We start from the raw sequence: 12,669 nt of genomic DNA, 5'->3' as shown, positions 1-12,669 counted from the left end.
ATTACTTCTTCGTTAACATTCGTTTTATTTCATTCAGCTTCATTAAAGCTTCAATAGGTGTTAGTGTATCGATGTTTGTAGTTAAAATTTCTTCTCGAATATCTTCTAACAACGGATCATCTAACTGAAAAAAGCTCATTTGCATATCTTCATGCTGTGCTTCTTTCAAGGTTTCTTTTACCTCCTTGTGTGAATGTGAGTTTTCTAACTCTTTTAGAATTTTGTTTGCTCTATGAATTACCATACTTGGCATTCCTGCTAATTTCGCCACGTGAATTCCAAAACTATGATTACTTCCTCCAGCTACTAACTTACGTAAGAAAATAATACTATTATCTAGCTCTTTTACCGATACATTAAAGTTCTTGATACGTTCAAACGTGGAAGTCATTTCGTTTAACTCGTGATAATGCGTTGCAAATAGTGTTTTTGCTTTCGATGGGTGTTCGTGTAAGTATTCTGAAATCGCCCAAGCAATAGAAATTCCATCATAAGTAGACGTTCCTCTTCCAATTTCATCTAACAACACCAAACTACGGTCTGAAATATTATTTAAGATCGATGCAGTTTCATTCATTTCAACCATGAATGTCGACTCTCCCATCGAAATATTATCACTCGCACCTACTCTGGTAAAAATCTTATCCACCATACCTATTCGAGCATTTTGAGCAGGAACATAACTTCCCATTTGTGCCAATAATACAATCAAAGCTGTTTGACGTAAAATTGCCGATTTACCCGACATGTTAGGACCTGTAATCATGATAATTTGTTGCTGATTACGGTTCAGCACCACATCGTTCGCTATGTATTCTTCGCCTATTGGTAATTGTTTTTCAATAACCGGGTGGCGACCATTTTTGATTTCAATATCGGTACTATCGTCCATCAAAGGGCGCACATAATTATTCTCGGTAGCTAAGGTTGCGAAAGATTGCAACACATCAATCTTAGCTACATTTTGAGCATTTTGTTGTACTGGTTGTACAAAGCCTATAATGTACTGTACTAACTTGGCAAAAATCTCCGTTTCTAATTGCTGAATTTTCTCTTCTGCTCCTAAAATTTTTGCTTCATATTCTTTTAATTCTTCGGTAATGTAACGCTCTGCATTCACTAAAGTTTGCTTACGAATCCACTCTTCAGGAACTTTATCTTTGTGCGTATTTCTAACTTCAATATAGTATCCAAAAACATTATTAAACGCAATTTTTAAACTCGGAATCCCTGTACGTTCCGTTTCACGAGCTAGCATCGTATCTAAATACTCTTTTCCAGAGTTTGAAATGTTACGCAATTCATCTAACTCTTCTGAAACTCCGTTTGCAATCGCATTTCCTTTATTGATGTTTACAGGGGCTTCTTCTAAAACAGTCTCGGTAATTTTATCAATTAATTCATCACAAGTATTAATTTTTTCTCCTAATAACCTAACGGCAGCGTTTTCGCTGCTTTCTGCGGATTCTTTTATCGGAAGAATCGCTTTTAACGAATTTTTTAACAAGATGACTTCTCTTGGAGATACTTTTCCTGTCGCAACTTTCGATATCAATCGTTCGATATCAGAAATTTGTTTTAATTGGTAGGTTACAGTTTCAGAAAAAGTATCGTTATCAATTAAAAACTTCACTAATTCGTGTCGCTGCTGAATTTGGTCTAAATCTTTTAACGGAAGCGCTAACCAACGTTTTAACAATCTCCCTCCCATTGGAGAAATCGTTTTATCGATTACATCTAATAACGAAACCGAATTCACAGAATTACCTCCGTATAACTCTAAGTTTTTTACGGTAAAGCGATCCATCCACACATAATTATCTTCCGCAATTCTGCTAATAGATTGTATGTGTTCTATTTTGTTGTGTTGTGTTTCCGATAAATAGTACATTGCTGCACCACCTGCCACAATTCCATATTCTAACTCTTCAACTCCAAATCCTTTTAACGTTTTTACCTTAAAATGATTTCGAAGTAATTCATCTCCATAATCTTTTTGAAACACCCAATCATCCAAATAAAATGCATGAAAACGATTTGTAAAAGCTTCTAAAAATCGTTGCTTGTGTTTTTTTTCTACCAAAACTTCACTTGGCGCAAAGTTTTGTAAAAGCTTATCGATGTACTCTTCATTTCCTTGTGCAATGAGGAATTCTCCAGTTGACACATCTAAAAACGAAACTCCTAATAGCTTTTTCCCAAAATGAACGGCTGCTAAAAAGTTGTTTGATTTTGATTGTAACACCTCATCATTCAACGCAACTCCAGGAGTTACCAATTCCGTCACTCCCCGTTTCACAATCTTCTTAGTCATTTTTGGATCTTCTAACTGATCACAAATAGCAACACGCAATCCAGATTTTACTAACTTAGGCAAATACGTATTTAAAGAATGGTGCGGAAACCCTGCCAATGCTGTTTCACTTTCGCTGCCACTTCCTCTTTTGGTTAAAATAATACCTAAAACTTCTGATGCCTTTACCGCATCTTCTCCAAAGGTTTCATAAAAATCGCCTACTCTAAATAATAACATCGCATCCGGATATTTTGCCTTGATTCCGTTATACTGCTGCATTAATGGAGTTACCTTTTTTGCCTTTGTTTTTGCCAAGTTTCTAGATTTTTTGGGTTAGTTTTGCGAAGATAGAAAAGTTTAGAGTTTCTTTTGTTTCAAGTTATCCACAACTTTAAACTTTTGAACCTGAAAACCACTTTATGAGAAAATTAAAAAACAGCGAACTAGGCAGGAAAACAGTTGAAGAGTTTAAGCAAACTAACAAAACTCCCATCATTGTAGTATTGGATAATATTCGTAGTTTGAATAACGTAGGTTCTGTTTTTAGAACTTCGGATGCTTTTTTAATTGAAAAAATTTACTTGTGTGGTATCACTGCTACACCGCCTAACAAAGAAATTCACAAAACTGCTTTGGGTGCTACTGAATCGGTAGAATGGGAATATGTTGAAAACACTATAGATTTAGTTGAAAAATTACAAGCTGAAAACGTAAAAGTGTTGAGTATCGAACAAGCAGAAAATAGTACAATGTTAGATACTTTTACTCCTGAAACTGACCAAAAATACGCAGTAGTGTTTGGAAATGAAGTAAAAGGTGTACAACAAAAGGTTGTTTCTGCTTCTGATGTTTGTATTGAAATTCCGCAATTAGGAACCAAACACTCATTAAATATTTCTGTGAGTTGTGGTGTGGTTTTATGGGATTTGTTTACTAAAATGAAAAAGTAACATCATTATTAGCAACAATAATAACTAAGTAATTTACTTAATTAGAGTTCATAATTCAAAGATTACTTCACTTTAGCCTGTCTTTAGCGACAGTCGAAAGATTCGTAATGACAATATCATTCTTTTAAAGTAGAGTGTTAAATTTTTGAATTTATCCTAAAAACCTACTATATTAGGCACTTGATTACCCCCATCCCCAAGAGTTATTTTGTAATTAAAAACCCTATTTAATATGGAAAACAAGTACTTAAAAGAAACCGTAATGAATTTAATCCCAGATGGGGATAAAGAAACAGTAACTACTGATACTGATGAAACTGATAAAACAGGTGGCGGCGGAGGTAATCAAGGCGGAGATTAATACTATAAGCTTGATTAACTTTACCATAATTAAATAACACTTAGTAGCTATCGTTTAAGTGTTATTTTAAATAAAAACCATTACTTTTGAAAGTAATGGTTTTTATTTAACTCCCTGATAATGAAAATATTTATTTTTTTTATTCTTTTGTCTATTTCCTCTTTTCTTTTTTCTCAAGAAAACAAAGATTATTTGCATAGAAGAGATACCTTAATAGAAATAGGAAGACAAGCCTTTTTTGATAAAAAACTCCCTCTACTAAAAACAATTACGACACAAGTTGATTCTTTGTACAAAGAGACCAAAGATTCCATATTACTTGCCAAGTATTATCATTTTAAAGCCCTAGAAAATAAACTTACTTATACGAACGATAGCGCTTTTTACTATTACCACCTTTCAAAAGATATATCTAAAAAGATACATGATTCTTTGGCAGTTGGAAGACGCTTATTAAGTTTAGCAAACCTACAAAGACAAGCAAAAGATTTTTTAGGTAGTGAAATAAGTTCTATAGAAGCCTTACAATACTTAGAACCAATCAACTCTAACCTTTATTTGGAAAGTGTTTATAACAACTTAGGACTCGTTTCTGAAGAGTTAGGCCAAAACACTGATGCTCTTAATTATTATTTTAAAGCCATCGAAAGCAACAAATTAAATAAAAATGACATAGGGTATTTATATATAACAAATAATATAGGTCTTTTATATCAGAAGCAAAATCAGCATAAAAAAGCCATTACTTACTTCAATAAAGGATTGTCTAAAGATAGCATCAAAGAAAAACATCCTACTCAATATGCTTTCTTATTAGAAAATTTAGCTGCAAGTAACGATTTGTTAGGTAAAAAAGAAAACGTATTACAGCAATACAATGAAGTTCTTAATACCCGTGAAAAATTAAAAAGCAACAATGAACTAAGTATTACCCACATAAATTTAGCTGATTATTACAAAAATCTTGACCAAAACCAAAAAGCTTTATATCATAACTATGAAGCTTTAAAATACGCTCAACAAACCCAAAACAATAAACGTTGGTTAGAGGCTTTAAAAAACCTTTCAGAACTTACAAAAGGAGAAGAATCAAAACAGTATTTAGAAGAATACATTACCTTAAATGACAGTTTGTTTCAAAACGAGCGCAGGTTAAAAAACCAGTTTGCTAAAATTAGATACGAAACCGATAAGAAAGAAAAAGAAAATGTAGTTTTAAAAACAGAAAACCAACAAAAGCAAGCAGAAATACTTTATCATAAACAACAAAAAACAATAGGGTGGCTAGCTGCTGCAGTTGGTCTTTTACTTTTTGGTTTTAGTGTTATGTTTTATTTTCAACGTAGAAGAAAGTTATTATATCAAGCACAACTACAACAAATACAAGTAAGAGAACATGAGCGCCAACAAATAGCTAAATCTTTACATGATGAAGTTGCTGGCGACTTGCGTTTGCTTCATCATAAATTAGAGAAATCTAACTTATTAGAGGAAGCTCAAAAATTAGATGCAGTAAAAGAAAATGTTCGAAATTTATCACATCAACTAAGTAGTGTTAGTTTTGATAAAGTACCTTTTAAAGATCAAATTATCAATTTAGTGAGTGATTATTTTGAACCTGATTTTAAAATAAAAGTGAATGGATTGCAAAACTACGATTGGACGACAATTAATAATTCTATTAAACGTTTACTTTACTTAAGTATTCGCGAAAGTATACAGAACTGTAAAAAACACGCAAAAGCGAGTAAAATAACTATCAATTTTTCTGTACGTAAAAAATACGTACATTTGGGTATTATTGATAATGGTATTGGCTTTAATACCACCGTTAATAAAAAAGGAATTGGTTTACAAAACCTACAAGAACGCATTGAAGAGTTAAATGGTAAATTAACTATTAATAGTGAAGTAGGTAAAGGAACCCAAACCAGTATTCAAATACCCTTAAATGGCTGGACAAACAAAAATACTTTTAGTTGATGATCATCAATTGATTTTGGAAGGAATTCTTTCATATCTAAAAGATATAGATAACTTAGAAATTGAAACAGCTAATTCATGCGATGAAGCTTTTTCTAAAATAAAATCAAGTTTAAGCGAAAATCCATTTCATATCGTTTTTACCGACCTGAGCTTTGACAACCAAAACAAAAATGTTATTTTAGATGGAGGAGAAGCTTTTATAAAATCTATACTTAAAGAAGCAATTCCTATTAAAGTAGGTGTAATTACAGGACACTCTGAAACAAACAGAATTTTTAATGTTATACATAATTTAAGCCCTTCTGCCTATATTTTAAAGGGAAAGTGTAGCACAGATGAACTAACCTTTGCTATTCAAAAAATGTTAAAAGGTGAAATATACTATACGCATGAAATTCACCAAAAACTCTTAAAAAGGGCTTTAGTTGAAATACAAATGGATGATATTGCCATCCAAATTTTAAAAGAGCTACCTAAACATTCTAAAATTTCTAACTTAGAAGGCTTAATTAAAAAGGACGATGGATCATTAATAAAAGTCAGATCCATAGAAAGCAAACTATCTAAACTAAGAACAGACTTACAAGCCAATAATAATACAGACCTGGTATTAAAAGCAAAAGAATTAGGAATTATAGATTAAGCTTAACCTCTTTTTGCGGAAATACACATTTATTTTTGCGGTTATCCCATTTTACAAATTACAACTAAACAGTAATTTCGCAATGGAATTCAAACCATTGTTGGGAAGAATCTTGAAAAGAGAGAGAATGTAAAAAAAGCCTTTAAATATTTAAAGGCTTTTTTATGCTATCTATCTCGCCCCAAAATATGCTATTGTAAAATTGACTTATTTTTTCTCTTGCGGAAAACCACACATTTTTTTGCGGAAATACCCTTTTTTAACCTTTAATCTCTCTTTACATTTGTGACATCTTCTTTTCAAGATTAATTGGAAAAAGACATTTAAGGGGAATAATGAACCTTCTAGAAATTCTAGAAGGTTTTTTTATGCTATTTCGGAAAATTGCACTTTTAACTTCGGAAATCCCTTTTTATACTCCTGATTATCAGTATATATTTGACATGTTCATTATTTAATGACAATTAATTAAAGGGGAATTAATTAAATCATTTTAAAAATGGGGAAACTACTATTACGTAAAATGAGCAGAGGTTTTAACACTTTACTTTCAGTTCTAGCCGAATTCGGTAAAGGTGCTGGATATGCTCTAAGACACTAAAAGTTAATTAACCAAACTTAAACGTGTAAACCTTCTAGAAATTCTAGAAGGTTTTTTTTATTACCATTACTAAAATTGTAAATTAGGCGTTCAATCATTTTATGCCTAAATGACTCAAAAATATATTATTGCTCTAGACCAAGGAACAACTAGTTGTCGTACCGTAATTCTTAATAAAGAGGAAAAGATTATAGCAAAAACTCAACAAGAGTTTCAACAAATATTTCCACAACCTGGTTGGGTAGAACATGATGCTAATGAAATTTTACAAACTCAGTTAAAAACCTTACAACAAGCTATTGAGCAGGCTCAAATATCACCTTCACAAATAGCAGGAATAGGTATTACTAATCAGCGTGAAACAACTGTAGTTTGGAATAAAAACACAGGTAAACCAATATACAATGCTATTGTTTGGCAAGATAAAAGAACAGCTGATACTTGTGAGTTACTCAAAGAAACTGGACTCGAAAACTATGTGCGTAAAACTACTGGACTGGTAATTGACAGTTATTTTTCTGCAACTAAAATTCATTGGATCTTAAATCATGTAAAGGGAGCTCAAAAAGAAGCTGAAAAAGGAAATTTGTTATTTGGAACTATTGATTCTTGGCTTTTATGGAACTTAACCAATAAAAAAGTTCATGCAACAGACTATAGTAATGCCTCACGTACCATGCTATACGACATAAAAAACTTGTGTTGGGATGAAACTTTAGTAAAAGAACTAAACATTCCAATTTCAATGTTACCTGAAGTAAAACCCTCATCTTTTCATTTTGGAAACTACGAATTAGAGGGAGTTCAAATTCCAATTGCTGGAATAGCAGGAGATCAGCAATCTGCTTTATTTGGACAAGCATGTTTTAAAAAAGGAGAAGCAAAAAACACCTACGGAACAGGGTGTTTTATGTTAATGAACACAGGTAAAAACTTAGAATACTCTGAAAATGGTTTAATTTCTACAATTGCTTGGGGAATTAACAACAAAGTGTATTACGCTCTTGAAGGAAGTGTTTTTGTTGCTGGTTCAGCAATTCAATGGTTACGAGATGGACTACAAATTATCAATAATGCAGAGGAAAGTGAACTTTTTGCTGAAGAAGTTATCGAAGAAAACCCTGTTTACGTAGTTCCTGCTTTTGCTGGCTTGGGCGCTCCGTATTGGGATATGTACGCTAGAGGTGCTGTTTTTGGTTTGACTCGTGATACAGGAAAAAATCACTTAATTAAAGCCACATTACAATCATTAGCTTATCAAACCAAAGATATTTTAGATGTTATGCAAAAAGATAGCATGCTTCAACTCTCTTCTTTAAAAGTAGATGGCGGAGCATGTGCTAATAATTTACTGATGCAATTTCAGGCAGACATCTTAAATGTAGCAGTAGAGCGTCCTGAAGAAATTGAGACCACCGTAATGGGAGCTGCTTATTTGGCTGGATTCTGTGTTGGTTTTTGGCAACAAAACGATATTGTTAACAAAAGAAAAATAGATAAAACATTTACTCCTTCTTTCTCTAAACAAAAAAGAGAAAAATTATACCGTACTTGGCAAAAAGCTGTTGAACGTACTAAAGATTGGATTGATTAAAAAATAAAAATCATGGCAAAGTTTTACGATAAAATAACAACTAGAATTCAACAGTTTATTGAAGCACAAAAGCTCTTTTTTGTTGCTACAGCAGCAAAAGAAGGACGAATTAATCTTTCTCCTAAAGGAATGGATACCTTTAGGATACTTAACGAAAATACAGTAGCTTGGTTAAGTGTTACAGGAAGCGGTAACGAAACCTCTGCACATTTGTTAGCTGATAACCGAATAACAATTATGTTTTGTGCTTTTGAAGGAGCTCCAAACATACTAAGACTATACGGAAGAGCAGAAGAAATTCTTCCAATTCATGATAAATGGGAAAATTATGTCAAGTTATTTCCTAATCTTCCGGGTACTCGTCAAATATTTATTGTGTCTGTTGAAAGTGTACAAACCTCTTGTGGAATGTCTATTCCTTTTTATGAATACCAAGGAGAACGAAATCAATTAAATGATTGGGCTATTGAAAAAGGTGAAGAAGGAATTAAACAATATTGGAATGACAGAAACCAAACTAGTATCGATGGCTTTGATTCTTTATTAAAAGAAGAAACATCTTCTTAAATTATTTAAAAAAATATCTTCTTTTTTCAAAATCCTGATAAAAATCATGTTTTTACTTAAACTATGCTTGTACTTTTGAGACAGTAAAGTATAAGAAGAAATGGTACAATTGATGAACATCCCAATGGTATCTTGGACAAACGGAACCATTATGATGGTTATTTTCGGTTTGGTTTGTATAGGTTTAATAACCGCTCTTTTAATTCTTGTTAATGGTGGCAAGAAGAAAGAGTAGGTAAATTTAGTTTTAATAGTTGATTGAAGAAGCACTCTTTAATAATGTGTTAGTGGTTTAACGTTTGAGTGCTTCTTCTTCTTTTTATTTGAATGCGTTTAATCCTGTGATATCCAATCCTGTGATTAATAAATGTACATCGTGCGTTCCTTCGTAGGTTATTACACTTTCTAAATTCATTGCATGTCTCATAATTGAGTATTCTCCAGAAATACCCATTGCACCTAACACTTGTCTTGCTTCACGTGCTATTTTTAATGCTATGTCCACATTGTTTCGTTTCGCCATAGATATTTGAGCAGATGTTGCACGACCCTCATTTTTTAATACTCCCAATCGCCATGTTAACAACTGTGCTTTGGTAATTTCGGTAATCATTTCCGCTAGCTTTTTTTGTTGTAACTGAAACTGTCCTATTGGTTTTCCAAATTGTGTACGTTCTTTCGCATAGCGTAACGCTGTATCATAACAATCCATCGCAGCACCAATAGCACCCCAAGCAATACCATAACGTGCAGAATCAAGACACAACAATGGTGCTCCTAACCCAGATTTATTAGGTAATAAGTTTTCTTTTGGAACTTTTACATTATCAAAAATTAACTCCCCAGTAATGGAGGCTCTTAACGACCACTTGTTGTGAGTTTCTGGTGTAGAAAAACCTTCCATACCACGTTCTACTATCAAACCATGAATACGTCCTTCTTCATTTTTTGCCCATACAACTGCTACATCACAAATTGGTGCATTTGAAATCCACATCTTTGCTCCATTTAACAAGTAATGGTCTCCCATGTCTTTAAACTTAGTTTCCATTCCTCCAGGGTTACTACCATGATTAGGTTCTGTTAACCCAAAACTCCCCATCCATTCACCAGAAGCTAATTTTGGTAAATATTTTTGTCGTTGAGCTTCCGTTCCGTAGTTATAAATAGGCCCCATAACAAGAGAAGACTGTACTGAAGCAGTAGATCGAATTCCACTATCACCTCTTTCTAGCTCTTGCATAATTAACCCGTAAGAAATTTGGTCTAACCCAGCACCTCCGTACTCTTCAGGAATATAAGATCCAAAAGCTCCCACTTCTGCCAATCCGTTAATTAATTCCTTTGGGAACTCAGCACGTTGTGCATATTCTTCTATAATTGGAGACAAGTTTTTCTTAACCCATTCACGAGCTGTATCGCGAACAAGTTTATGTTCATCATTTAATAAATCGTCTACTTGATAATAATCTGGCGCTTGAAATAAATCAGACTTCATAAATATGTTTTAAAATTAATTTTTACTAATTGTATAAGAGAAGTGTAAAATTAATCGCGGTTTGATTTTATGTGATTTCTTAAAAGAATTGTTTCAAAAATACTTAAAAAAATGGTTATTCGTGCAGGTTTGCGTATGTTTGTACTAATGAGATTTACTTTAGGAAAAGAGGAGCGCTTAAAAAGCAAAAAGCTCATAGGAAGACTATATGAAGAGGGAAAAGTGATAAAAGTTTTTCCACTAAGAATGGTATATGTACAAACCGAACATACCTCTAAGTTTCCTGCACAAGTTGGAGTTTCTGTACCTAAACGTAATTTTAAAAAAGCGGTGGATAGAAATCGTATTAAACGATTACTTCGTGAAACTTACCGTAAAGAAAAGCATACTATTTATGAGACTGTAGATAAACCGTATGTGTTTATGATTTCTTATCTTGCAAGAGATGAATGGAAATATGCCGATATTGAGCATAAAATGAAGAAATTATTAACACAATTTATTACAGAAGTTACTCAAGATGAAAAATAAAAAACTCCTTTTTTTTGGTTCACTTATAGTCATCTCCCTTTTCTTTTCTTTTCAATCTCGTTTTTTTGAGATTGCTAAACAAATAGAAATCTATAACAACCTTTTTAAAGAGTTGAACATTAATTATATTGATGAAATCAACCCTGGTGATTTAACTGACAAAGCGATAAAAAACACCCTTAAAAATTTAGATCCATATACTAATTTTTACAACGAACAAGATGTTGAAGATGCACGCATTCGTCGTGAAGGTGAATATGGAGGTATTGGTATTTCTACATTTTACACCAAAAAAGGAATTGTGGTTTCTGAAATTTACAAAGGTTTTTCGGCTGATAAAGCTGGCTTAAAAGCAGGTGATATTATTACCAATGTAAACGGACAAGAATTAGCTGCTTTGGAAAGAAGTCAATTTTCACAAATGCTAAAAGGAGTTCCAGGGAAACAACTTTCTTTACAAGTAGAAAGAAACCGTCAAACAAAAAGTGTGTCAGTTAAACTTGACAAAGTTGTTTTAGACCCTGTTCCTTTTTACGATATGATTGACACTGAAACAGGATATATAGTTTTAACACGATTTATCAGTCAAAAAGCTACCGAAAGCGTTGTCAACGCTTTTAGTGATCTTAAAAAAAGAGGGATGAAAAAATTGGTTTTTGACTTAAGGTACAATCCTGGTGGCTCTTTATTTGATGCAGTAAATATTACCAATTTATTTATTCCCAAAGGGTTGAAAGTTGTTGATACTCGTGGAAAAACTAAAAAAAACAGTAGAACTTATAAAACAAATAGAGAGCCTTTAGATGCTGAAATTCCTATTGTAGTTTTAATTAATGGTCGATCGGCTTCTGCGTCTGAAATTGTTTCGGGTGCTTTGCAGGACTACGACCGAGCAGTAATTATGGGAGAGCGCTCTTTTGGGAAAGGGTTGGTACAACGTTACTTTGATTTAAGCTATGGAACTCAAATGAAAATTACAATTTCTAAATATTACACTCCTAGTGGACGTTGTATTCAAGAGTTAGATTATGCCAACAGAGATTCTAAAACAGGTAAAGTTCCTAAGTTTTCTGATGCTACTACTCTTAATGAGTTCACAACTCAAAACGGACGAAAAGTATATGATGGTGGAGGGGTAACTCCAGATATAACAAGTGAGTTTTCTAAAAAAACAGAAGAAACAGATGATTTACTAAAATCAAGAGCAATATTCAATTTTGTAACAGATTTCACATATCAAAATCCTAATTTATCTACTGAAAACTATACTTTTTCTTCTTCTGATTTCAATAACTTTAAAGAATATTTACTTCGTAAAGACACTGCTTTTGTATCTAAAGAAGAAAAGCTTTTCCAAAAAGCATATGAATCAGTAGAAAACAACAAAAAAATCACTTCTGAATATAACGCGATTATCCAACAATTAAAAGCAGCTAAAGTTGCTAAAGTTTTGGTAAATGAAGATCTTTTATCAAAAGAAATTGAAAATGAAATTATTGAGCGTTATGCGTACAAAGAAGGAATGTATAAGCATTTATTTAAAAATGATATAACTATAAAAAATGCTGTTAACTTGCTAAATAATCCTAAAAAATATAGCAGTATTTTAAAAAAATAGCTTCTTTAACATAATTTGTATATT

Annotated in this window: 11 protein-coding genes; 9 read left to right on the top strand and 2 right to left on the bottom strand. The window is 32.5% G+C overall.

Annotation, left to right across the window (positions count from 1 at the left end):
• Position 1: 1 nt before the first annotated feature.
• Positions 2–2,611 carry a DNA mismatch repair protein MutS gene (gene mutS, locus NH341_RS02300; protein ID WP_173359013.1) on the bottom strand — a complete coding sequence of 870 codons (2,610 nt, stop codon included), beginning with the start codon at positions 2,609–2,611 and terminating at the stop codon, positions 2–4.
• A gap of 104 nt (positions 2,612–2,715) precedes the next feature.
• Between mutS and NH341_RS02295 the strand changes: the two genes are divergently transcribed.
• The 7 genes from NH341_RS02295 to NH341_RS15315 all read left to right on the top strand — a co-directional run bounded on the left by NH341_RS02295 (position 2,716) and on the right by NH341_RS15315 (position 9,233).
• Positions 2,716–3,246, top strand: coding sequence for an RNA methyltransferase (locus NH341_RS02295; RefSeq protein ID WP_253055608.1), 531 nt, complete (start codon positions 2,716–2,718; stop codon positions 3,244–3,246).
• Between the two features lie 232 nt (positions 3,247–3,478).
• Positions 3,479–3,607 carry a hypothetical protein gene (locus NH341_RS15320; protein ID WP_256471455.1) on the top strand — a complete coding sequence of 43 codons (129 nt, stop codon included), beginning with the start codon at positions 3,479–3,481 and terminating at the stop codon, positions 3,605–3,607.
• 120 nt (positions 3,608–3,727) lie between these two features.
• On the top strand, positions 3,728–5,590 hold the full coding sequence (locus tag NH341_RS02290) for a tetratricopeptide repeat protein (RefSeq protein ID WP_253055607.1): 1,863 nt from the start codon (positions 3,728–3,730) through the stop codon (positions 5,588–5,590).
• Positions 5,559–6,236, top strand: a complete 678-nt coding sequence (locus NH341_RS02285) for a response regulator (RefSeq protein ID WP_073182329.1) — start codon at positions 5,559–5,561, stop codon at positions 6,234–6,236. The genes NH341_RS02290 and NH341_RS02285 overlap by 32 nt, the downstream gene beginning before the upstream one ends.
• A gap of 710 nt (positions 6,237–6,946) precedes the next feature.
• Positions 6,947–8,431, top strand: coding sequence for a glycerol kinase GlpK (gene glpK / locus NH341_RS02280; RefSeq protein ID WP_253055606.1), 1,485 nt, complete (start codon positions 6,947–6,949; stop codon positions 8,429–8,431).
• Between the two features lie 12 nt (positions 8,432–8,443).
• A complete protein-coding gene (locus tag NH341_RS02275; RefSeq protein WP_253055604.1) occupies positions 8,444–8,998 on the top strand; it encodes a pyridoxamine 5'-phosphate oxidase family protein in 555 nt (184 codons plus the stop codon).
• 100 nt (positions 8,999–9,098) lie between these two features.
• On the top strand, positions 9,099–9,233 hold the full coding sequence (locus NH341_RS15315) for a hypothetical protein (RefSeq protein WP_255724753.1): 135 nt from the start codon (positions 9,099–9,101) through the stop codon (positions 9,231–9,233).
• Positions 9,234–9,317: 84 nt separating this feature from the next.
• Here the strand turns inward: NH341_RS15315 and NH341_RS02270 are convergent, their stop codons facing one another.
• Entirely contained in the window at positions 9,318–10,496 is a 1,179-nt protein-coding gene (locus NH341_RS02270) for an acyl-CoA dehydrogenase family protein (protein ID WP_159488652.1), read from the bottom strand.
• Between the two features lie 111 nt (positions 10,497–10,607).
• Here NH341_RS02270 and rnpA point away from each other — a divergent pair, with 111 nt between their 5' ends.
• The gene (rnpA, locus tag NH341_RS02265) at positions 10,608–11,027 is read left to right on the top strand and encodes a ribonuclease P protein component (RefSeq protein WP_239178283.1); all 420 of its coding nucleotides are present in this window, start codon (positions 10,608–10,610) and stop codon (positions 11,025–11,027) included.
• Complete coding sequence (locus NH341_RS02260; protein WP_253055602.1) at positions 11,017–12,645, top strand: S41 family peptidase; 1,629 nt, start codon at positions 11,017–11,019, stop codon at positions 12,643–12,645. The genes rnpA and NH341_RS02260 overlap by 11 nt, the downstream gene beginning before the upstream one ends.
• Positions 12,646–12,669: the final 24 nt, after the last annotated feature.

Origin of the sequence: Tenacibaculum sp. XPcli2-G (genome assembly GCF_024124505.1) — a bacterium.
Lineage (GTDB): Bacteria > Bacteroidota > Bacteroidia > Flavobacteriales > Flavobacteriaceae > Polaribacter > Polaribacter mesophilus.
The sequence above is the reverse complement of the archived record's forward strand: the minus strand, read 5'-3'. Positions and strand labels throughout refer to the sequence as shown.

Excerpts from the sequence above, each read along its gene's own strand:
- NH341_RS02295 (WP_253055608.1), top strand. The coding sequence starts at position 2,716 with ATGAGAAAATTAAAAAACAGCGAACTAGGCAGGAAAACAGTTGAAGAG.
- NH341_RS15320 (WP_256471455.1), top strand. The coding sequence starts at position 3,479 with ATGGAAAACAAGTACTTAAAAGAAACCGTAATGAATTTAATCCCAGAT.
- NH341_RS02290 (WP_253055607.1), top strand. The coding sequence starts at position 3,728 with ATGAAAATATTTATTTTTTTTATTCTTTTGTCTATTTCCTCTTTTCTT.
- NH341_RS02285 (WP_073182329.1), top strand. The coding sequence starts at position 5,559 with ATGGCTGGACAAACAAAAATACTTTTAGTTGATGATCATCAATTGATT.
- glpK (WP_253055606.1), top strand. The coding sequence starts at position 6,947 with ATGACTCAAAAATATATTATTGCTCTAGACCAAGGAACAACTAGTTGT.
- NH341_RS02275 (WP_253055604.1), top strand. The coding sequence starts at position 8,444 with ATGGCAAAGTTTTACGATAAAATAACAACTAGAATTCAACAGTTTATT.
- NH341_RS15315 (WP_255724753.1), top strand. The coding sequence starts at position 9,099 with ATGGTACAATTGATGAACATCCCAATGGTATCTTGGACAAACGGAACC.
- NH341_RS02270 (WP_159488652.1), bottom strand. The coding sequence starts at position 10,496 with ATGAAGTCTGATTTATTTCAAGCGCCAGATTATTATCAAGTAGACGAT.
- rnpA (WP_239178283.1), top strand. The coding sequence starts at position 10,608 with ATGGTTATTCGTGCAGGTTTGCGTATGTTTGTACTAATGAGATTTACT.
- NH341_RS02260 (WP_253055602.1), top strand. The coding sequence starts at position 11,017 with ATGAAAAATAAAAAACTCCTTTTTTTTGGTTCACTTATAGTCATCTCC.